Consider the following 20,888-nt stretch of genomic DNA (forward strand, 5'->3'; position numbering starts at 1 on the left):
CAAGCGCGCTCCTCTGCACTTTCGGAGCATCCCATGGCCACCCCTCGCGTTGTTGTCACCCAGCGCTTCTTCGATGACGAAACGACCCACTATCTGCAGGCGAATGGTTGCGAGGTCAACATTGCCGAAGCCTCGAAGGTCAAGGGCGACGGCAACCTCTCGCACGACCAGCTGGTGAGTATTCTGAGCGGCGCCGACGCATGGATCGTCGGCCACGCACGGGTGACGCGGGAATTGCTCGAGGCCTTGCCCGAACTCAAGATCGTGGCGCGCCGCGGCGTCGGCTACGAGCGGGTCGATGTGGAGGCTGCCCGCGCACTCGGCCGCGTGGTGACGATCGCGGCCGGCGGCAACGATGCCTCGGTCGCCGACCATGCGCTTGGGCTCATGCTGGCCGTTGGCCGGCGGCTGCGCGAAACACAGATGAACATGGTTGCCGGCAACTGGACGATATTGATCAGCTCGGATCTGTACCGCAAGACGGTCGGCCTGATCGGCCTCGGCCGTATCGGCCGCAACGTGGTCCAGCGGCTCAAGGGCTTCGAGGCGCGTATCCTTGTGTCCGCTCGGACGGTGGATGAAGCCTATGCCGAGGCGAACGGCATCACCTATGTCGATGTCGATACGCTGCTTCGCGAAAGCGACTATGTCAGCCTTCATGCTCCGCTCTCGCCGACGACGCGCAACCTGATCAACAAGGACACGCTGGCGCTGATGAAACCGACCGCGGTGCTGATCAACACGGCAAGGGGCGGCCTGGTCGAGGATCGGGATCTTCTCGAGGCGTTAAAGGGCGGCACGATCGCAGGCGCCGGCCTCGACGTCTTCTTGAGCGAGACCGACGCCGCTTACAGATCCGTGTCCGACGAATTGATCGCGCTGCCCAATGTCGTGGCCTCGCCCCATTCGGCGGCCTCCTCGGTCGAAGGGCTGGCGCGCACCAACATGGTTGCGGCGCAATGCGTGATCGCGGTGCTGAACGGCAAAGACCCGCCTAGCGGCTGTGTCGTCGCCGACGGCCGCGGGCGAGCATCTCGCTGATCGCCCGGGCACGCCGAGGCATCACATTTCCACGGGATGGGCGCTGACCTGGTGCCTGGTGAAGCGGGGCAGCAGTCCGGTGGCCAGTACCAGCAGGACGATGATCGCGAACTGGATTGCGATGACGATGCCAAAGGCCTTCGAAATGCTCGCCGGCTCCAGTGCCAGATAGAAGGTGCCGAGGGTTGCGACCCCGAGTGCCAGGCCGGACTGCTGCAGCGTGATCAGAACGCCGCTGCCGACGCCGGCGAGGTGTGCCGGGACATCGGCGAGCACGGCGCGGAACAGACCTGAAAACAGCATCGACTGTCCGGCGCCGATCAGCATCAGCGGCCCAGCCAGTTCGATCAGGCTCACATTCGGCCAGCCCAAGACCATGATTGCGACCAGCAGGGCCAGGCCAAGCGCCTGCACGATGCCGCCCGCTACCAGAGCTCCACGGCCGAAGCGGTTGATCATGCGCGGGCTGACCATGGAGCCGATGAAAAACATGATCGCCATCGGCAGGATGGCGAGACCGCTTTCGAATGCGTTGGCGCCGAGTCCGTTCTGGACGGTGAGCGCGAAGACGAACATGAAGGCGCCGAAGCCGACGCTGAACAGCGTGATCATGGCGAGACCGCGCGACATCGAGGGCAGCTTGAGCAATGACGGCGGCAGCAGCGGCACCTCGCCGCGCGCCTCGGTCGCCCGTTCGACGATGACGGTCAGGATTGCAAGCACCACGGCTGCAGCCAACATCATCCAGGTCCATGCAGGCCAGCCGAGCGAATGGCCTTCGGTCAGCGGCACCAAAAGTGCGGTCAAGGTCGCAGCGAAAAGCACGGTGCCGGGCAGGTCGATGCCGGCCGGGTGCGGCGAGCGGTTGGCCGGCACGACAAGCCGCGAGGCGAAGAACACGATAATGCCGAGCGGGATGTTGATCAGGAAGATCGGCCGCCAGGAGGTGCCAAACAGGTTGGCGCTGACCAGCAGTCCGCCGGCGAGCTGGCCGACGACCGCCGCAATGCCGGAGGTCGCGCCATAAAGCGCGATGGCCCGGGTCTTGCGCTCGCCTTCCAGCGTCGCCTGGAAGGTCGCCAGCACCTGGGGCACCAGCATGGCCGCCGTTGCGCCCTGCACCAGGCGGGCCGTGATGAGGACTTCGATGCTGGGTGCCAGGCCGCAGGCCAGCGAGGCCAGGATGAAACCGCAAAGTCCAACCAGAAACAGGCTATGGCGGCCGAAACGATCGCCAAGCCTGCCGCCCAGCACCAGCATGGCGGCATAGGCCACGCCATAGACGGACACCACCAGCTCAAGTGCGGACGGGGTTGCCTTCAGCGAAGCGGCGATCGTCGGCAGTGCCACGTTGACGATGAAGAAATCGGCGATCGGCAGGAAGGCGCCGGCGAGCAGCACGTAGACGCCGAATCCATGCAGGCCTCCGGCGCGCGCCATGGAACGGGGAGAGTGCCAGGCCGGGTTTGGGGAATAGGCGGGAGTCATTCGAGTCTCCAGATATGTATGTTGACATAGTTATGTATACATAATGATTATACACATATACATACCCGATAGGAGGCTGTAAACTCCGCAGTATGAAAACCGATCGTGATTCATCCGCACACAAAGCTCCACCCGCGGCTATCCGGTGGGCGGATCTGGCCGACCTGATCCTCATCATTGCCCGCGAGATCCAGTTCCGTGGCTACCGGGATGATCGGGTGTTCCTGCTCTCGCAGTCGGAGGGCATGGTGATGCGCCATCTGGTGGCGTACGCCTCGGCCACGCCCAGCCAGATCGCGGCCGCGACGGGGCTGCAGCGCACCAACGTCTCCACGGTGCTGCGCGACCTGGAAGGCAAGGGGCTGATCGAGCGCCATGTCTATCCGGATGATCGCCGGGGCGTCAGTGTCCACCGCACGCGGCGCGGGGCCGACAACTACGCCCTGGTGCGCAAGGAATGGGGCGACGCCGTCTCTGCCGCCGCCGGCGGCGACACCAGCCGCCTCGACGATGCGTTGGCGCTTCTCAGGTCCATCGAGGCCGGCCTCATCGCGACGCGGCCGGCCGAAGGCGCGGCACGTGGTTCTGCCCGCCGCCAGAATATCTAGCGTCGAACATTGCCGAACTCGGCAGAAGTTACCCTGACCGTTCGACTACGGCTTTGTCAGAAGCGCGAATGCCCGGCCCGACAGGTCAGGTCCGGGCCAATCGCTGCGGATGGCAACGGGTCAAAGGCGTGCGCCGCTTTGCCTGTCGAAGATGTGGACCCGGCGCGGATCGATCTTCAGCCTTACCTCTTCGCCGGGACGGACGGTGAGCCGGTCCTTGACGATGGCGTCAATGGCGTCCTCGCCAAACCTGGCGAAGATCTGCGTCTCGGAGCCGGTCGGCTCCAGCACCGAAACCGTTGCCGGCAAACCGTCGGGCGCGATGTCGATATGCTCCGGTCGGATGCCGTAGATGACCGGCTGGTCGCGCTGCGCCCTGCCCTCCTCGACCGGCAGGACGGAACCGGTGTCCGAGACAAAGACCTGCCTGCCGTCCTTAGCTTCGATCTTGCCCTTGATGAAATTCATCGCCGGCGAGCCGATGAAGCCGGCGACGAAGACATTGCCCGGATTGTCGTAGAGTTCGAGCGGTGCGCCGACTTGTTCCACCTTGCCGTCCCGCATCACCACGATCTTGTCGGCCATGGTCATCGCCTCGATCTGGTCATGGGTGACATAGACGATCGTCGTGCCGAGGCGCTGATGCAGTTCCTTGATCTCGACGCGCATGGCAACACGCAGTTTGGCGTCGAGGTTCGACAGCGGTTCATCGAACAGGAAGACCTGCGGGTCGCGCACGATGGCGCGCCCCATGGCCACACGCTGGCGCTGCCCGCCAGACAGCTGTTTCGGGAACCGGTCGAGCAGCTTGCCGAGATCCAGGATCTCGGCTGCTTTCTTCACCTTGGCGTCGATCTCGGCCTTCGGCCTGCCCTTGATCTTGAGCGAGAAGCCCATGTTGTCGGCGACGTTCTTGTGCGGATAGAGCGCATAGTTCTGGAACACCATCGCTATGTCTCGGTCTTTCGGCAGCACATCGTTCACCACCCGGCCGCCAATGCTGATCTCGCCGCCCGATATGGCTTCGAGACCGGCGATCATGCGTAGCAGGGTGGACTTGCCGCAGCCCGACGGGCCGACGAGGATGACGAACTCGCCATCGGCGATGTCGACATTCACACCATGGATAACCTGCGCGCTGCCATAACGCTTGACGATATTCCTGACGGTAACCTCAGCCAACTTGCATCCCCTCTATTGCGGCAAGGCAATCTGCATCTTCACTTCGCCTTTTGGGGCGGATGCGGCGATTTCAAACGCGCGAACGCTGTCTTCGAATTCGAATGTGCGGGTGATCAGCGGCTTCACGTCGATCGCGCCGGAGGACAGCATGGCAACGCAGCGCGGGAAGACGTGGGCATAGCGGAAGACATGCTCGACGCGCGCCTCGCGCACCATCGCCTTGCCGACGTCGTATTTGATGTCGTGCATCTGCACGCCGACGAACACCACCCGGCCAGCCGGACAGAGCGGATCGAAGACCCCTTCCGCGGCGCGCGGGCTGCCCGAGCATTCGAACACGATCTCCACGCCCCAGCCATCGGTTGCGGCGAGAATTTCCCTGGCCAGATCCTGACGCGCGACATTGATCGGCGTGATCGCGCCTAGCTTCGCTGCGAGCTCGAGTTTGGTGTCGTCGACGTCCGATACGAAGACACGCGCACAGCCTGCCGCCAGCGCCGAAAGTGCGGTGACCAGGCCGATCGGCCCGGCGCCCATCACCAGTGCGATATCACCCGGCTTCACCTGCGCCTTGGTGGCGGCGTGGACGCCCACGGCCAGCGGCTCCACCATGGCCGCCTCGGCGAACGAAACGTTGCCGGGGAGCTTGAAGGTGAAATTTTCCGGATGCACGACGCTCGGCCGCAGGACGCCATGGATCGGCGGCGTCGCCCAAAAACGAACCGCCGGATCGATATTGTACAGACCCATGCGCGTCGCGCGACTGTTGGGGTCAGGAATGCCCGGCTCCATGCACACCCGGTCGCCGACCTTCAGCGACGTCACCTCGGCACCTGTCTCCGCGACAATGCCCGACGCCTCATGGCCAAGGATCATCGGCGCCTTCACCTGGAATGGGCCGGCCCCGCCATGCGTATAGTAGTGCACATCCGAGCCGCAGATGCCGACGGTGTGCAGTCTGATGCGCACGTCGCGAGCGCCGAGCACCTCCTCGCGCTCGATCGGGAAATCGCGCAGCGACAGTTTCAGCTTTTCTTCCAGCACCAACGACTTCATGAGCCTGCGTTCCTCCTCTTGTCTCCCGCGCTAACCACGCCAGACGATCAGCACGCCCAATACGATCGCCAGGACATGGCAGACGGACAATGGGATCGACTGTTCGAGGAACCGCATCCAGAACAGTTCGAGCGCAACGAACAGATAGATGCCGACAAAAACCCGGTCGAACCAGTTGGTGACGATCGGCAGAAAACCGGTGCGTTGCGGGCTTGCGACGATGGTGTTGGCTTCGTCGTCCGCCTCATCGAGATCGATCATGTGTTCCATGGAACTACTCCTTGACCGCGCCAAAGGTCAGACCGGCCACGATGTGCCGCTGGACAACCGAGAAGATCAACAGGGCCGGGACAAGCGTGATGATGGCAATGGACGCCATCGTGCCCCACTCGGTTCCGGTCGTCGTGACATACTCCGACAGGCCGGTGGTGATGGTGCGCGCGTTGAAGCTGGTCAGCGTCGCGGCGAGCAGGAATTCGTTCCAGGCGAACACCCAGGTCAGGATCAGGGTGACGGCGAGGCCGGGCCGCGCGAGCGGAAAGATCACTTCGCGGATCACCTGCCAGGTCGTGGCACCGTCGACGGTTGCGGCCTCGTCCAGTTCCTTGGGAATTGCGTCGATCGTCGGCCTGAGCGTCCAGATGGCGAAAGGCAGGTTGAAGGTGCAGTAGAGCAGGATCATGCCGGTGCGCGTGTCGTAGAGCTTCCACTCACCGATGGTGAACACCTGCGTGAAGAGCAAGAAGAAGGGCAGCAGGAACACCGCGGCCGGCGCCATGCGGTTGGTGATCGTCCAGAAGAAGATGTTTTCCTTTCCGGCCAAATCGAAGCGCGAGAGCGCGTAGCAGGCCATGAAGGCAAGAACGGTCACCAGCACCGCATTGCCGGTCGAGATGACGATGGAGTTGAACATGTAGCGGCGCAACGTGTCGTCGCCGAGAACCTTGACGTAGTTCTTCCAGTAGACGGTCTCGAGCAGCACGCTTGGCGTGGTGAACAGCTCGACCGCTGGCTTTACCGAGATCACGAACAGCCAATAGATCGGAAACAGCGTCAGCAGGCTGAGCAAGGTCCACAGCAGGATGGAGAAAACCGGACTGTTGGCGCGCATCAGGAAGGCCTCTTCTGGTCGCGCCGGGCGACAAGGGCGACATAGAGCAGCCAGCACATCACAAGTGTGAGGTACAGGACGATGATCGACGTGGCCGAGCCGTAGCCGTAGTCGGTCTTGGGAAACACGATCTTCCAGATGTGCAGGCCGAGATAGCGCGTCGCGGCGCCGGGGCCGCCGCCGGTCAGCATCCACACTTCATCGACGGTGCGCAACGCGTCCATGAGACGAATGAAGACCGTCGCCAGGATCGCCGGGCGGATCATCGGCAAGGTGACGTGCCAGAAGATCTGCCACCTATTGGCGCCATCGATCTGGGCCTGTTCGAACGGCTCCTTGGGGAGCGAAACCAATGCGGCAAGCAGCGTCAGCGTCACCAGCGGCGTCCAGTGCCAGATATCCATGATGACGGTGAGCGCAAAGGCCATGGTCGCGTCACGACCGATATTGAGGTCGTAGCCGAACCAGGATTTCAACAGGTACGGGATGATGCCGATGCTGGGCGTCGTCATTAGGCGCCAGACTGACCCGACGACGATCGGCGCCACGATCAGGGGCAGGGTGTGGATCGTGCGGAACAATCCCCGGCCGGGAAACTCACGCATGAACAGCTGCGCCAGAAGGTAGCCAAGGATGACTTCGCTCACGACGGCGAAGAAGGCGAACTTCAGCGTGAACGCGATGGAAGTCAGGAACTCGTTGTCGAAGACGAGACGGCGGAAATTGTCGGCGCCGTTGTAGATCATGTAGGGATTTGCGCCGAACGGGTTCCATTGATGGAAGGCCACATAGAGCACGTACAGAAATGGGACGATGCCGAAGATCCCCAGGATCGCAATCGTCGGGGCGAGCATCAGCCATCCCACTCTGTTTGATCGCATCAAACCACTCCCCTGGCAGGCATTGTCCACGACATTCTCGCGAATTTCGCGAGGCGGCGAAAATACACTCGGGCCGCCGCTTCACGGCGGCCCGAGGTTTAGGTTCGCGAAGCTACTTGCGGTAGCCGAGGTTCTTCAGTTCCGCCTCGGCGGCAGCAGCCATCTGGTCGAGCCCATCGTCGGACGACACCTCGCCCAACAGGATCTTGTAGAAGATCGGCGCCGTGGCTTCACGCACCTGCGCGTGGAACGGATAGGGCGGTGCGCCGGCAAACAGCTTTCCGTCGTTCTTGAGCATGGTGTAGTAGCCGTTGAGCTTCTTATCCATCTCGATCACTTTCGGATCGTCGTAGGTTGCCGTGTTGGTGATGCGGGGTGCTGCCACCGCCCAATCGCCCTGGACCGAGTCCTGGCCGATATACTGCAGGAACAGCAGCGCCGCTTCCTTGTTCTTCGAAGTGACCGGAAGACCGAAGGCGCCGCCGTCATAATAGCCGATATAGCCCTTGCCGGCTTCAGCATCCTCCATGACGCCGGGAGCCAGCGGCGGCAGGGCGACGCCGACATTGCCCACGACCTTCGACTTTTCCGCGTCGGCGGCAATCCATGCCGCGTTCTCGCCGTAGACCAGGCCCTGTGCCGCGCGGCCCGCCGCGAAGGTGGTGCCGACTTCGGTCCATGTGCTGGCCGGGGATTCCGGCGGGGCGATATCGCGCAGATGCAGCCAGTATTTGAGTGCTGCCTTGGCCTTGTCGCTGTTCATCGTGCCGCCATTGGCGACCGACGCCGAGTAGTTTTTCGAAGCGTCGATACCCCAGTTGTAGACACCGAAAGTGGGCGCGATGGATTCGAAGAACTCGTACCAGGAAGCAGGGTGGCCGGTATGCGCCTGCGCCGTGGTGCCCCACAGTTCCAGATTGTGGTCCTTGCCCCATTTGGTGAAGAACTCCGCGATCTGCGTGTATTCCTCATGGGTCTTGGCCGGCACCAGGTCCTTGCCGGTTTCCTTCTTGAAGGCTTCCTTGATCGCCGGATCGTTGAACAGATCGGTCCGGTACAGATAGAGCTTGATGAAGGCTTCCATCGGAATGCCGAAAAGATCGCCGTCGGCATTTTTGAAATAGTTCGCAAACGTCGTGAAGTGGGTTTCGTCGTACTCCGGCGCTTTCAGCGACGGGTCGTCCTTCAGGGATTTCGTGATGTCGACCAGGAAGTCGCGGGCAAGGTAGGCGTAGATGATGTCCTGCTCGATATAGACCATGTCATAGATGCCGGTCTTGGCTTCCATGTCCTTGATCGCCTTGTCGTACATCTGGTCCCAGGAGGTGGTCTCGATTTCCACCTTGATGCCCGTCGCCTTCTCGAAAGCGGGGGCGAGAACGTCCTTGATGTAGTTCGAAGGCGGGGTGCTTTCGGTCACGCCGTGCAGCGTCACACCCTTGTATTTCGCGCCGGCATCCGACCAGAAATCGGCTTTGGCGGGCATCACGCTGGTCATCAGGCTTACTGCCAATGCGGCAAGGCCCATTCTGAGTTCATGTTTCATTTTTCACTCCTCCAACAAAACATTGACTGTCAGTCGTCCATTCTGCGATCGCCGTGTTCCACCCCTCAGGAACGGCACCTCCTGGTCACCCGGACATGGCTGAAACCCGTTTCAGGCCGATGCGCACCGGTCCGTCCTGCCGGAAAAGTGGCACCCGGAAAGAGAACTCCCCGGGTGCCGGCCCTGGGAGGCAAATCCAAGTCTACGGGCTCGAATGCAGTGGCTCCGTCGCGCGTCGATCGTGGCGCCATTCGCCGATCCCTGCCGGCAGTGCAGTTGCCATGACGCAGAACTTGGCGCGGCGTGACGCCTTCAAGACAACGAAACGGCCTCTGTGGTTCCCGCAAAGACATCCTCCCCGACCGGTGCCTGAGATTGAAAGCTCAGCGACACGGATCCTCCTGCGTTCGAGAATTTGTTCTGCCTGCGGCCTCGCTCCCCTGGGGCATTCCGATGAACTTAGTGCGGGGACATCCCCCCATGCCACGCGTGGTTTGCAGGCGATCTATACTTTTTCGCCGACTGCGCGCGAGCCGCCTGACCAGGCGCGGATCTCCCTGAACGGATCGGCGCGCGCCTCAGTCCCGATCTTGTGGGCATTGCGCCGGTAGTCCGACGGCGTACGCCCGCAGATCTTGAAGAACTGTCGGTTAAAATTGGCGATGTTGTTGAACCCGACTTCGAAGCAGATGTCGGTAATCGGCCGATAAGTCTGCGTCAGCAGTGAGCAGGCTGCATATATGCGCGCAAGGATGACGTATCGGGCAAATGTGTGGCCTGTCTGCCGCTTGAAGAAACGTGAAAATGCTTGCGGTTCCAGCCCGCAGAGCCTTGCAACGAACGGCAGGTCGATATCGTCGCTATAGTGGTCCAGAACATAGCGCATTGCCACGTCGAGTTCCGGCGGCAATTCCGCCTGCGCGGAGGTGGGCGCCAGCCGCGAGAGCCTGCGGCGGTCGCCAGGATTGCGGGCCAGCGTGATCATCAATTGCAGAAAGAGCACCACACGCTCGGCACCTTGGGCGGCGCCGATCTGTGCGAGCAGTCGCTGCCCAGCGAGAGCGGTGGCCCCGCGAAACTCCACTCCGTAGACCGCGTCGTCATAGAGCGGCCGGATAGTTCCGAGTTCAGGACAGAAGCCGGTGACCCGATCGGCCCATTCGCGGCTGAACTGGATCAGCATGTCGCGATTGCGAATTGTCTTCCCGGGTTCAATATCGCTGACCCAATTGTGCGGGACGTTCGGCCCGGTCAGGACCAGGCAGCCTGGTGCGAATTCTCCAATATGATCTCCCACCATCATGACGCCCGAAGTCGTTCGCGTCAGGTGCAGTTCGTACTCCGGATGATAATGCCACTTGGCTTTGAAGAACGGATAGTCATGCATGCTCCAGCGGAACGATTCCGCCGGGGGACATATGATCATTTCGAAGTCCGGAACGATCTTCAGAGCGGGCTTCATTGAGTGGCTCCTTCCCGCTAACGCAGCGACCGCTTGATCCGCAGTCTCCCTAGAGCGGTTCAGCTTTTGATGGAATCGCCGCCCCGCTCTAAGTATTTGTTTTACGCAATTCCGGACGGAAAACCGCTGCGCACTTTTCCTGGAATTGCTCTGGCCCTTCGGCAAGGGGTTCTCCCTCGGCGGCAGACCAACACCTCCACTTGCCCGGGGCTTATCGAAGACCGTCGCCGACCGGACGGTGATCAATCCTCACAGCCTTGCAGGTCATTCAGTGCGCACAGGGTCACCGAACAAATACAGTGAACGACGCCATCAGGCGAAACATGACACAAGGTACCGCGCACTCAGGGCGCCGGCTCGACGGATCCTCCTCCAATGCTCTGGTGCTTTTTCCAGGCTTATATGTTGCTTAATGAGACAAATTAGAGCTTTCCGTTGAGCTGTCAATCATTTTTGTTCGAAAAGCGGAATCAGACGGAACCGTCGCGCGCTTCGTATGACTCTTGACATGAACCTGGTTTGGATATTTTGTTGTGCTATGCAACATAGATTGCGTCTTGGAGGAGCTGCACATGCGCAGATTGGGCATTCATTCATTCGTTTGGACCGGCGGCGGCACCCAGGCCATGCTCGAGGAGGCGATGGAGAATTCGGCCGCATGCGGCTACCATCTGATCGAGTTCGCGTATCTGCGACCCGAAAAGTTCGACCTCGACCGCCTCGCCAGGAAGGCTGAGGCGCTGGGCCTCGAAATCGCCGTCACGATGGGCCTTCCGCTAGGCGCCGACGTGTCAAGCGAGGATGCCGCCGTCGTCAAGGCCGGCGAGGACTTGCTCACCGGCGCGGTCGCGGCCGTTCGAGATATCGGCGGCACCAAGCTTGGCGGCATTCTCTATTCGGCCCACACGAAATATTCGACCATGCCAAGCGATCGCGGCCGCAAGAACAGCATTGCAGCCATTGCGCGGACGGCCGATGCGGCAAAGACGGCCGGCGTCGATCTGGTCCTTGAGGTCGTCAACAGGTTCGAGACGAACCTCTTGAACACGGCGGCTCAAGGCCTCGACTTCATCAAGGCGACCGGCTCCGATCACGTCAGGCTCCATCTCGACACGTTTCATATGAACATCGAGGAAGCGAACCCGGCGGCGGCCATTCGTCTGGCCGGCGACAAGATCGGCTATTTCCACATCGGCGAAAGCAATCGCGGCTACCTCGGCGACGGGGTGATCGATTTCGATCGCATCTTCGATGCCTTGCTCGATATCGACTACGAGCGCGACGTGACGTTCGAATCGTTCTCCAGCGCCGTGGTCGACGAAGGTCTTTCGCTGGCATGCGCGATCTGGCGCGATACCTGGACCGAGAACATGCCGCTGGCAAGCCACGCAAAGGCCTTCATCGACCTAAAAATGGAAGAGGCGGTTCGCCGGCGAACGACGAACGCCCGTCCATAGTTGCCGCCCGCTTGAGCGGCGTGTACCAAATGAGGGCTTGCGATCGCTTGCAACTGGCGGATCGCAGGTAGCCTGGAGAGACCTACGTGAATGACCCGGCGTTGACCGCCAGTTCGCATCGCAGAATTCGACAAAGCAATGAAGTGGCGGCTCTGAGAGCCCTTCACCAGTTTGGACGACTGAGCCGAGCCGAACTCGCACGCAAATTGCGTCTCAACCGCTCTTCGTCGGGGCATATCATCGCCAGCCTGACGGCAGACGGCCTGGTGCGCGAAGCCATCGAAGATCCGCCCGAACAATCCGGTTATGCCCGGGTCGGCCGCCCCGGCATCATGCTCGAACTGGTGCCGGATGCCATATTCTTCCTTGGGGTGGAGATCGGTGTCGAGCATATCAGCACGGTCGAGATCGATCTCGGGACCAACATCGTCTCGACGAATGTGGAACCGTTTGACGGGCCGTCGATCAGCGTCGAGGCCGCGGTCGATCGCGCGGTAAGCCTGGCCCTCCAATCCATTCCGGCGTCGAAGCTGGAGCGATGCGAAGGCTTTGGCGTCTCGACGCCGGCGCAGATGGACAAGCATGGCCTGGTCCGCCTGGCGCCGCTTCTCGGCTGGCGAAACGTTCATCTCGCCGAGCTGGTACGGGACGTCCTGCCGCTGCGCGTTCCGGTGCTTGCAGAGAACGATGCCAACGCATTCGCCATCGGCGCGACCTACGGGCGCAGCGAGGCGCATTCAGGCGTGACGCTGTTTCTCGTGATGGAGAGCGGCGTCGGCGGCGGCATCATCATCGACGGCAATCTTTTTCGCGGCGCCAACGGGCTGGCAGGCGAGATCGGGCACCTGATCATCAGCGACGCGCCAGGCCCGCGTCGCAATCTGGAGCAGCTGATCGGCCTTGAAACCATCATGGGCGAATACCGCAAGACCTCAGCCCTCAGTCATCCGTCATTCGGCAACTTCCTTGCTGACGTCCAGGATCGGCTGCCCAGCGCCGTCTCCATTGCCGAGCAGTGGGCAAAGGCCCTGGCAACAGGGCTTGTGCAGGCCTGCCGGATCATCGACGCCGACCGGATCGTGCTGGGCGGTTCGGTCGCCGCACTCTATCCGCTGATGGCTGCCAGGGTGGCCGCACATATCCACGCCATTCAGGAATCAAGCTTCCCGTTCCCATCGATCACGGTGAACGATGAAGGAACTGTCGGTTCCGCTTTCGGTGCAGCCTGCATGCTGCACCAGCGTTATTTGTCCCTGGAGAGCCAGCGCTTCGCCGACGACACGGCCGAATTCGAAGAGCCACAGGCAGCGGAAGGGTGATCGGCGCCATCGTGAAGCCGCTGCAAAAGCGATCGCGCACTAATCACTGCAAACTCTCGACCCGATTAATATGTTGCATAAAAATACAAATGTCCATAACGTGCTATTTGGAGGAATAACAGCGCATTCCATCGTGGCCCGTCTCGGCCGCCGTTCGCTGCCAGTATCGGCGAGCAGCGCGTCCGCGAGACCTGCGGCAAGCGCGCTCCGATATCGACGTGCCCAACAGCCGAGCCATGCGATGCAAGCGGATGCGAATTCAAGCCAGACCAAGCTCGCAGCGGACGCACTCGGGCCGACCGTCGTCATCGGCGAGATCCTGGTGGAGATCATGGCGAAAAGCCGTGGCGACGGGTTCCTCGAACCGATCGAACTCATCGGCCCCTACCCCAGCGGCGCGCCGGCGATCTTCATCGATCAGTGCGCCAAGATCGGCGGCTCGGCGGCAATTGTCGCCTCGGTCGGCGACGATGATTTCGGCCGCATCAACATCGAACGGCTCCGGTCCGACGGCGCGGACATATCAGCTATCTCGGTCAGTCCCGACTACCCGACCGGAAGCGCATTCGTCCGCTATCGCGACGACGGCTCGCGCGACTTCGTCTACAACATCGGAAAATCCGCGGCCGCCCTGGTCAGCCTGACGGCTGAGGCGAAGGCGCTGTTCGCGCGGGCCGGACACCTCCATGTCATGGGTACCGCTTTTGCCATCCCGGGTGTCTGGGAGATGATGGATCATGCCATCGGCGTTATTAAGCAGCGCGGCGGATCCGTTTCCCTCGACCCCAATCTGCGCAAGGAGTTGCTCGGGCACGGACAAACGCGGGAGCGCTTCGCCAGGCTCGTTGATGTCGCCGACCTTGTGCTGCCCTCGGGCGACGAATTGTCCGTGGCCGCTGGTGTCGAAGGCGAAACCGCCGCGGTCGCCGCGCTCTTTGCCCGTGGCGTGACGGAGATCGCTCTCAAGCGCGGCGAACACGGAGCGACATTCTTCGGCGCCGACGGCACGCGGCTCGATTGTCCGGCATTCAGGGTTGCCGAGGTGGACCCGACGGGCGCCGGCGACTGTTTCGGCGGCGCTTACGTCGCTTGCCGGCGCCTCGGCATGCCTGCGTTCCAGGCGCTTGAATATGCCAATGCCGCGGGCGCTCGCAACGTCACCTTGCAGGGTCCGATGGAAGGTGCAGCGTCACGCCAGCAGCTAGACGAATTCATCGCCGCGACCCCGAGAGACGTCCGATGACCGGCCGCCTCGAGAGCCCGGCGAGGACGTGGCGCAATATTTGGCCGACAAACGTCACGTCGAGAGCGGACAACGCAATTCTGCACACGGCCGCGCGAGGCCAAGCAGGTAAACTGGAGGATTGATATGGGTCAGGATCTGTCGGGAAAAGTCATAGCAATCACCGGTGCGGCGTCCGGTATCGGCCTGGCCTGCGCCAAAGCCTGTCTTTCTTCGGGCGCACGCGTCGTCCTTGTCGACTATGCCGAGGATCGGTTGAAGAGCCTGTCGTCGGAACTGGGCCCCAACGCGATCCCGCTGGTGGTCAATCTCACCGACCCGAAAAGCGTGGCGGGCATGATGCCGGCCATTCTGGACAAGGCCGGCAAGCTCGATGCCTTCCACGCCAATGCCGGCGCCTATATCGGCGGCGATTTTATGGACGGCGATCCGGACGCCTTTGACCGGATGCTGAACCTGAACGTCAATGCCGTATTCCGAACGGTTCACGCGGTCTTGCCGCACATGATCGAACGCGGCACGGGAGACATCGTCGTCACCAGTTCCGTTGCCGGCCACACCGCGGTGCCGTGGGAGCCGATCTACACCGCTTCAAAGCACGCCGTTCAGGCGTTCGTCCACGCGCTGAGGCGGCAGGTCGCGAAACACGGCATCCGTGTCGGCGCGATCGCCCCCGGGCCGGTGCTGACGCCCCTCGTCGAAGACTGGCCGAAGGAGAACCTCGACCGTGCGATCGCCGCGGGGACCCTCTTTGACCCGAAGGAAGTCGCCGAGGTCCTTGTTTTCATGCTGACGCGATCGCGCACGGTAACAATCCGGGACGTCGTCATCCTGCCGGCCAACTTCGATATCTGACAGCGCGGCAAGCCGTCATCGGAATTGGGGAGGACGACCATGTACCAGGCTCGTTTCAGGGTGGACAACGAGGTCGCCGTAGTGACCGGCGGTGGCCGCGGCATTGGCCTCGCATGCGCGGATGCGCTTGGCGAAGCCGGCGCTTCCCTGGTGATCATCGAGCCGGACGAGCAGGTCGGCAGCGCCGGAAGGGATGAGCTGATCGCCAAAGGTCACAAGGCCGAACTGGTGATCGGCGACGTGACATCGTCGGCAAGAGTGACCGAGATCGCCGACTTGTTGGCTGGCCACGGCACGCCGGCTTCGATCCTCGTCAACAATGCCGGCATCGGCAGCAGCGGCATTTCACTGGAGGATGTGGACGACGAACTGTGGCTGCGCATGATGGACGTCAACGTCAACGGCGTCTTCCGGTGTTGCCGCGCGTTCGGCAGGCACATGATTGCCGCCCGGCATGGCTCGATCGTCAATCTCGGATCGATGTCCGGCACGATCTGCAATCGACCCCAACCGCAGACGCCTTACAATGTCTCGAAAGCGGCCGTCCATCATTTGACCCGCTCGATCGCCGCCGAGTGGGCGCCGCATGGGGTGCGCGTCAACGCGGTCGCGCCGACCTACATCGAAACGCCGATGGTTCTGGCGATCCCGGAAAACAAGACGCGGATCGAGGCCTGGCTGCGAGACACGCCGATGGGCCGGATGGGACAGGCGCATGAAGTCGCAAGCGCCGTGCTGTTCCTGGCTTCCGACGCGGCCAGCCTGATGACCGGCGCCGTCGTGCCTGTCGATGCCGGATTTACGTGCTGGTAGGACGGATTGGTCCCACGGTCATCTTCCGAGATCGCCGTGGCGATCGCCAGGCACAGTGCGATGCCGCCATTGGCACTTGAACGGTCAAGTCGGGCAAGCGTAACATCCCGCTATCTAATTGAGTCTGCTTCATTCGTCCGGGCTAATGCTCGGAATGGTTTGGATACTTTCCTTGAATACGCAAGCCATCGGCGGCGCGCCGGAGCGCGGCAAATCGTTTGCCCATGTGGCGGAAGCCTCCTGGGGCAAGGGCCTCAGCACGCTGCTCCGTATCGTGCGCATGACGCTGCGCCATCCCTGGCAAGTCGCGATCACCATCGTCTCGACCTTCATCGCCGCGACGCTGCAGCTTTTCATTCCGCGCTTGCTGGGACGTGCCATCGATCAGGCGCAGGGCGTGATGGCGGCGGGGGCCGGTACTGCTGCGGAGCATGCGCTGTGGAACACGGCGCTGACGCTGCTCGTCGTCAGCATCCTGCGCGGTCTCTTCACCATGGCGCAGAACTACTATGGCGAGGCCGTCGGCCATCAGACCGGTTATGAACTGCGCCTGGCCTTCTATGAGAAGATCCAGCGCCTGAGCTTTTCCTTCCACGACAGGGTCCACACCGGCGATCTGATCACGCTCGGGCTGCTCGACCTCGACGGCGTGCGCATGTTCTTTTCCACCGGCATCCTGCGCGTGGTCCTGCTTGGCGTGCTGATCGGCGTCGGCGCCTATCTGCTGATCAGCACCGATCTCGTGCTCGGGCTGCTCAGCCTGAGCTTTGTGCCGTTCGTTGCCTGGCGATCCTCGGTCACCCAGCTTGCGTTGCGCAGCACCTGGCTGACCCTGCAGCAGCGCCTGTCGGTGCTGAGCCGGGTGATGGACGAGAACCTCGGCGGCATCCGCGTGGTGCGTGCCTTTGCGGCGCAGCGGCATGAGCTGGAGAAATTCGACCGCGCCAAGCAGGATGCGCTGGACCTCGCAACCGAGCGCGTCGACATTCGCGTCAGCAACACCAGCGCCATGAACTTCTCGTTCCTGGCCGCCATGGGTCTGGTGCTGTGGTTCGGCGGCCAGAAGGTGATTGCAGGCCAGATCAGCGTCGGCACGCTGGCCCAGTTCCTCACCTTCATGACCATCCTGCAGATGCCGGTGCGCCAGCTCGGCCTGATGGTCAACTCGTTCGCGCGCGCCTCGACCTGCGGCACGCGGCTGTTCGAACTGCTCGACGCCGAGCTCGATATCCAGGACGCACCTGATGCCAAGGACCTCGTTATAACCGACGGTGTGCTGCGCTTCGACAATGTCGGCTTCCGCTACGCGGGCGCTGGCCGCGCGACGCTGTCCGGCATCTCCTTCGAGGCTAGGTCCGGCGAGACCATCGGCATTGTCGGCCCGCCCGGCAGCGGCAAGTCGACCATCGCGCATTTGATCCCACGCTTCTACGACGTGACATCGGGCGCGATCACCATCGACGGCCAGGACATCAGCAAGGTCACGCTGCAATCGCTGCGCAAGGCCGTCGGCGTCGTGCAGCAGGACGCATTCCTGTTCACCACCTCGATCGAGAACAACATCGCCTATGGCAATCCCTGGGCGCGCGAGACCCGCATCGGACAGGCAGCCGAATACGCCCAGCTGCACAACTACATCATCGGGCTTCCGGCCGGCTACACCACGGTCGTCGGCGAACGCGGCGCGTCGCTTTCCGGTGGCCAGCGGCAGCGCCTGACCATCGCGCGCAGCCTGATGCTGCGGCCATCGGTTCTGGTCTTCGACGATTCCACCGCCGCCATCGACGCCGGCACCGAGCAGCGAATCCGGGCGGCGATGAAGCGCTTCGCCAGGGACCGCGTGACGCTCATCATCTCGCACCGGCTGAGCTCGCTGATGCACGCCGACCAGATCCTGTTCGTGGAGGGCGGCCGGATCGTCGAGCGCGGCACGCATGAGGAGTTGCTGGCGCTGGGTGGACGCTACCGTGCGCTCTACGACCTGCAGCTGCGGCCGGAAGACGACCGGCCTGCAGCCATGGGAGCAGCATGATGTCGGCACAGAGCGACGACGAGAAGGAAGACACCAGCGGACGGCCGACAAAGGCTGTCGTCGGCTCGCACCGCGACGAGGAAGAGGTTTTCGGCAAGGCCTACGATCCGCGCATCGTGCGGCGCATCTGGAGCTTCGTAAAACCCTATCAGGGCCGGATTTTCATCTCGGTCGCCGCGGTGCTGGTGTTCACGCTGACGCAGCTGGCGATTCCGCTGGTCATCCGCTACGCCATCGACCACGGCATGGCGACGGGCAGGCTCGACCGCTCGGTGATGGTCTGGGCGACCGGCGCCTTCGCGGTCATTATCCTGATCAACTATGCCGCCAGCTATGTCCAGGAGAGCGTCGTCGGCAAGGTGGCCGAGAACGTGCTGTCCGACCTGCGCCGCGCCATGTTCAGCCATCTGCAGCTAATATCGCTGAGCTTCATGGACAAGACCGAAGTCGGCCGGCTGATGTCGCGCCTGCAGGGCGACGTCAATTCGATGCAAGAATTCCTCGAGACATCGGTGATGTCGGTGGGCGACATCGTGTTATTGTTCGGCATCGTCAGCGTCCTGCTGTGGCTCGATTTCCGGCTCGGGCTGCTGACGCTGTCGACCATGCCGGTGCTGTTCATCGTGCGCCTGTTCTGGCTGCCACGCGCCAAGGTCGCCTTCATGGCCGCGCACGAAACCAATTCCATCGCCAACGGTGCGCTTGCCGAAGGCATTCATGGCGTGCGCACCGTGCAGAGCCTGGAACGCCAGCACGTCAATTTCGACCTCTATGACGAGAAGGTGCTGGCCAATCTCCGTGCCCATCTTCGGTCGGCGAAATATGCGCAGGTGATGGTGCCGATCGTCGACACGCTGACCGGCATCGCCATGGCGACGGTCATCGTCGTCGGCGGTTCGATGGTGCTGTCGCACAGCCTCGATGTCGGTGTCATGGTGGCGTTCCTGTTCTACATCCAGCGCTTCTTCGATCCGATCCGCTCGCTCACCATGCAGTACAGCGTGATGCAGCGCGCCATGGCTTCGGGCCAGCGCATCTCCGAAGTGCTCGACGTGCCGGTGGACGTCAGCGACAAGGTGGGTGCGGTTGCGCTGTCACGCGACATGGACGGCTCGGTCGAGTTCAGGAACGTGACTTTCGGCTATCGACAGAACCTGCCGGTGCTGAAGAACGTCTCCTTCCGCGTCAATCCGGGCGAGACCGTAGCACTCGTCGGCCCGACCGGATCGGGCAAATCCAGTTCCATGGCGCTGGTGCATCGCTTCTACGATGTCTGGTCGGGCCAGGTCCTGGTCGGCGGGCACGATGTCCGCGACCTGACGCAGGATTCGCTCGGCGAGCAGGTGGCGATGGTGCTGCAGGAGCCGTTCCTGTTTTCAGGAACAGTGCTGGAGAACATCCGCTATCACAAGACCGGCGCCAGCCGCGAGGAGGTGGTCCGCGCCGCCCAAGCCGTCGGCGCGCACGACTTCATCGAGCATCTGCCTGATGGCTACGACACCGAACTCGAGCAGCGTGGCGGCAATCTCTCGCTCGGCCAGCGCCAGTTGATCAGCTTCGCGCGGGCGCTGGTGGCGGACGCCAAGATCCTGGTGCTCGACGAGGCCACGGCCAGCATCGATTCCTACACCGAGATGCTGATCCAGAAGGCGCTGGTCAAACTGCTCGAAGGCCGCACCGGGCTGGTCATCGCCCATCGGCTGGCCACCATCCGCGGCGCCGACCGCATAATCGTCCTGCAGAACGGCGAGATTGTCGAAAGCGGTAACCACGAGCAATTGATGGAAAGAAAGGGCCTCTACGCCCGCCTCTACAACATGAACTACGCTTCGTTCGACGATATTTCAGAAGGCGAGATGGAACCGGAGGCGGCGGTCGGCAAGGCGACGTGATTGGCGCAGGTTCGCGCGTGGGGCATCACAATCTGGAACGATTTGAAGCCGGCAAGCCGCTGGCGCTAACCACCGTCACTTTGCGCTCGGCGGAGCGCAAGGACGAAAGTGCATCCTGGGAGATGCCCTCGTCGGTGATCACCTCGTCGATCTCGGAAATATCCGAAAGCGTACAGAAACCAGGCGCGGTGAACTTCGAGCTGTCGACGAGCAGGATCGTCTTGCGAGCAGACGAGATCATGGCGCGCTTGAGCGACGCCACCTCCAACGACGTCTCCGTCAGCAGCGTGCCGGTCACAGCCGAAGCACCGGTCATGCAGAGGTCGGCATGGAGCGTCTTGATGAAGCTCTCGCCCGGCTCGCCGGCAAGGTGCCGGTAGCCGGGACGGACGGTGCCGCCCGGCAGGATGATGCGCCAGGATTTGATGTCGGCCGCGAAATCGGCGATCTCGAGACTGTTCGTCACCACGGTCAGTGGCAGATCACGCTCGGCGGCGGCGCGCACCACCTCCATGACGGTCGAGGAACTGTCGAAGATGACGCTGTCGCGGGCGCTCAGCCGCTGCGCTGCCTCGCGGCCGATCGCGACCTTCTCGGCGTGCTGCAGCTCGGCATTGACGGTCATCTCGCGTTCGAAGGTGGCGCGCATCGGCTGCAGCAGATGCGCCCCGCCATGGGTGCGCTCGAGGTAGCCCTTTTCCACCAGATGTTCGAGATCGCGCCGCACCGTCGATTGCGATCCGCCGATCGTGTCGGCTAGCTCCTGGATGCTGGCCGCGCCGCTGACGCGCAGGTGCTCCAGGATAAGAGCCTGCCGCTTGGCGGGAACGATATCGACGCGTTTGCTCGGAGACTCCATGCTTCACCCGCTTGGCGGCCCGACAGCGAGGCCGACAGATTTC

The 20,888-nt window shown here is 62.5% G+C and carries 18 protein-coding genes; 9 read left to right on the forward strand and 9 right to left on the reverse strand.

The window, feature by feature from the left end; translation table 11 throughout:
* Positions 1-33: 33 nt before the first annotated feature.
* On the forward strand, positions 34-1,041 hold the full coding sequence (locus tag D3227_RS05610; RefSeq protein WP_120013143.1) for a phosphoglycerate dehydrogenase: 1,008 nt from the start codon (positions 34-36) through the stop codon (positions 1,039-1,041).
* 21 nt (positions 1,042-1,062) lie between these two features.
* Here the strand turns inward: D3227_RS05610 and D3227_RS05615 are convergent, their stop codons facing one another.
* Positions 1,063-2,529 carry an MFS transporter gene (locus tag D3227_RS05615; protein ID WP_245451659.1) on the reverse strand — a complete coding sequence of 489 codons (1,467 nt, stop codon included), beginning with the start codon at positions 2,527-2,529 and terminating at the stop codon, positions 1,063-1,065.
* Positions 2,530-2,621: 92 nt separating this feature from the next.
* Between D3227_RS05615 and D3227_RS05620 the strand changes: the two genes are divergently transcribed.
* Positions 2,622-3,137: a MarR family winged helix-turn-helix transcriptional regulator gene (locus D3227_RS05620; protein WP_120013145.1), complete on the forward strand. Its 516-nt coding sequence runs from the start codon at positions 2,622-2,624 to the stop codon at positions 3,135-3,137.
* A gap of 120 nt (positions 3,138-3,257) precedes the next feature.
* On the opposite strand, the gene D3227_RS05625 is transcribed toward D3227_RS05620, so the two are convergent.
* The 7 genes from D3227_RS05625 to D3227_RS05655 form a co-directional block, all read right to left on the reverse strand.
* Positions 3,258-4,319, reverse strand: coding sequence for an ABC transporter ATP-binding protein (locus D3227_RS05625; protein ID WP_120013146.1), 1,062 nt, complete (start codon positions 4,317-4,319; stop codon positions 3,258-3,260).
* Between the two features lie 12 nt (positions 4,320-4,331).
* The gene (locus D3227_RS05630; protein WP_120013147.1) at positions 4,332-5,375 is read right to left on the reverse strand and encodes an NAD(P)-dependent alcohol dehydrogenase; all 1,044 of its coding nucleotides are present in this window, start codon (positions 5,373-5,375) and stop codon (positions 4,332-4,334) included.
* Between the two features lie 30 nt (positions 5,376-5,405).
* Positions 5,406-5,645 carry a DUF2160 family membrane protein gene (locus D3227_RS05635; protein ID WP_120013148.1) on the reverse strand — a complete coding sequence of 80 codons (240 nt, stop codon included), beginning with the start codon at positions 5,643-5,645 and terminating at the stop codon, positions 5,406-5,408.
* Between the two features lie 4 nt (positions 5,646-5,649).
* Positions 5,650-6,486, reverse strand: coding sequence for a carbohydrate ABC transporter permease (locus tag D3227_RS05640; RefSeq protein WP_120013149.1), 837 nt, complete (start codon positions 6,484-6,486; stop codon positions 5,650-5,652).
* The gene (locus tag D3227_RS05645; RefSeq protein WP_006204272.1) at positions 6,486-7,367 is read right to left on the reverse strand and encodes a carbohydrate ABC transporter permease; all 882 of its coding nucleotides are present in this window, start codon (positions 7,365-7,367) and stop codon (positions 6,486-6,488) included. The genes D3227_RS05640 and D3227_RS05645 overlap by 1 nt, the downstream gene beginning before the upstream one ends.
* Before the next feature lie 112 nt (positions 7,368-7,479).
* The gene (locus D3227_RS05650) at positions 7,480-8,895 is read right to left on the reverse strand and encodes an extracellular solute-binding protein (protein ID WP_425374479.1); all 1,416 of its coding nucleotides are present in this window, start codon (positions 8,893-8,895) and stop codon (positions 7,480-7,482) included.
* 523 nt (positions 8,896-9,418) lie between these two features.
* Positions 9,419-10,540, reverse strand: coding sequence for a helix-turn-helix domain-containing protein (locus D3227_RS05655; RefSeq protein WP_245451660.1), 1,122 nt, complete (start codon positions 10,538-10,540; stop codon positions 9,419-9,421).
* 407 nt (positions 10,541-10,947) lie between these two features.
* On the opposite strand from D3227_RS05655, the gene D3227_RS05660 reads away from it, so the two are divergent.
* From D3227_RS05660 to D3227_RS05690, 7 genes are all read left to right on the forward strand, one after another.
* Positions 10,948-11,832 (forward strand): sugar phosphate isomerase/epimerase family protein, encoded by an 885-nt coding sequence (locus D3227_RS05660; protein ID WP_120013340.1) that lies wholly within the window; start codon positions 10,948-10,950, stop codon positions 11,830-11,832.
* Positions 11,833-11,918: 86 nt separating this feature from the next.
* Positions 11,919-13,151 (forward strand): ROK family transcriptional regulator, encoded by a 1,233-nt coding sequence (locus D3227_RS05665; protein ID WP_120013152.1) that lies wholly within the window; start codon positions 11,919-11,921, stop codon positions 13,149-13,151.
* A gap of 241 nt (positions 13,152-13,392) precedes the next feature.
* Positions 13,393-14,394, forward strand: coding sequence for a tagatose kinase (locus tag D3227_RS05670; RefSeq protein WP_120013153.1), 1,002 nt, complete (start codon positions 13,393-13,395; stop codon positions 14,392-14,394).
* Positions 14,395-14,520: 126 nt separating this feature from the next.
* A complete protein-coding gene (locus D3227_RS05675; protein WP_120013154.1) occupies positions 14,521-15,249 on the forward strand; it encodes an SDR family oxidoreductase in 729 nt (242 codons plus the stop codon).
* A 39-nt stretch (positions 15,250-15,288) separates the two neighbouring features.
* Entirely contained in the window at positions 15,289-16,062 is a 774-nt protein-coding gene (locus D3227_RS05680; RefSeq protein ID WP_120013155.1) for an SDR family NAD(P)-dependent oxidoreductase, read from the forward strand.
* 154 nt (positions 16,063-16,216) lie between these two features.
* A complete protein-coding gene (locus tag D3227_RS05685) occupies positions 16,217-18,094 on the forward strand; it encodes an ABC transporter ATP-binding protein (protein ID WP_167480609.1) in 1,878 nt (625 codons plus the stop codon).
* Entirely contained in the window at positions 18,094-19,986 is a 1,893-nt protein-coding gene (locus tag D3227_RS05690; protein ID WP_120013342.1) for an ABC transporter ATP-binding protein, read from the forward strand. Before D3227_RS05685 ends, D3227_RS05690 begins: the two co-directional genes overlap by 1 nt.
* 25 nt (positions 19,987-20,011) lie before the next feature.
* Here the strand turns inward: D3227_RS05690 and D3227_RS05695 are convergent, their stop codons facing one another.
* The gene (locus D3227_RS05695; RefSeq protein WP_120013156.1) at positions 20,012-20,845 is read right to left on the reverse strand and encodes a DeoR/GlpR family DNA-binding transcription regulator; all 834 of its coding nucleotides are present in this window, start codon (positions 20,843-20,845) and stop codon (positions 20,012-20,014) included.
* Positions 20,846-20,888: the final 43 nt, after the last annotated feature.

Origin of the sequence: Mesorhizobium waimense (assembly GCF_003601975.1) — a bacterium.
Taxonomy (GTDB): Bacteria; Pseudomonadota; Alphaproteobacteria; order Rhizobiales; family Rhizobiaceae; genus Mesorhizobium; species Mesorhizobium waimense.

Excerpts from the sequence above, each read along its gene's own strand:
- D3227_RS05610 (WP_120013143.1), top strand. The coding sequence starts at position 34 with ATGGCCACCCCTCGCGTTGTTGTCACCCAGCGCTTCTTCGATGACGAA.
- D3227_RS05615 (WP_245451659.1), bottom strand. The coding sequence starts at position 2,529 with ATGACTCCCGCCTATTCCCCAAACCCGGCCTGGCACTCTCCCCGTTCC.
- D3227_RS05620 (WP_120013145.1), top strand. The coding sequence starts at position 2,622 with ATGAAAACCGATCGTGATTCATCCGCACACAAAGCTCCACCCGCGGCT.
- D3227_RS05630 (WP_120013147.1), bottom strand. The coding sequence starts at position 5,375 with ATGAAGTCGTTGGTGCTGGAAGAAAAGCTGAAACTGTCGCTGCGCGAT.
- D3227_RS05635 (WP_120013148.1), bottom strand. The coding sequence starts at position 5,645 with ATGGAACACATGATCGATCTCGATGAGGCGGACGACGAAGCCAACACC.
- D3227_RS05640 (WP_120013149.1), bottom strand. The coding sequence starts at position 6,486 with ATGCGCGCCAACAGTCCGGTTTTCTCCATCCTGCTGTGGACCTTGCTC.
- D3227_RS05645 (WP_006204272.1), bottom strand. The coding sequence starts at position 7,367 with ATGCGATCAAACAGAGTGGGATGGCTGATGCTCGCCCCGACGATTGCG.
- D3227_RS05650 (WP_425374479.1), bottom strand. The coding sequence starts at position 8,895 with ATGGGCCTTGCCGCATTGGCAGTAAGCCTGATGACCAGCGTGATGCCC.
- D3227_RS05660 (WP_120013340.1), top strand. The coding sequence starts at position 10,948 with ATGCGCAGATTGGGCATTCATTCATTCGTTTGGACCGGCGGCGGCACC.
- D3227_RS05670 (WP_120013153.1), top strand. The coding sequence starts at position 13,393 with ATGCAAGCGGATGCGAATTCAAGCCAGACCAAGCTCGCAGCGGACGCA.
- D3227_RS05675 (WP_120013154.1), top strand. The coding sequence starts at position 14,521 with ATGGGTCAGGATCTGTCGGGAAAAGTCATAGCAATCACCGGTGCGGCG.
- D3227_RS05680 (WP_120013155.1), top strand. The coding sequence starts at position 15,289 with ATGTACCAGGCTCGTTTCAGGGTGGACAACGAGGTCGCCGTAGTGACC.
- D3227_RS05685 (WP_167480609.1), top strand. The coding sequence starts at position 16,217 with ATGGTTTGGATACTTTCCTTGAATACGCAAGCCATCGGCGGCGCGCCG.
- D3227_RS05690 (WP_120013342.1), top strand. The coding sequence starts at position 18,094 with ATGTCGGCACAGAGCGACGACGAGAAGGAAGACACCAGCGGACGGCCG.
- D3227_RS05695 (WP_120013156.1), bottom strand. The coding sequence starts at position 20,845 with ATGGAGTCTCCGAGCAAACGCGTCGATATCGTTCCCGCCAAGCGGCAG.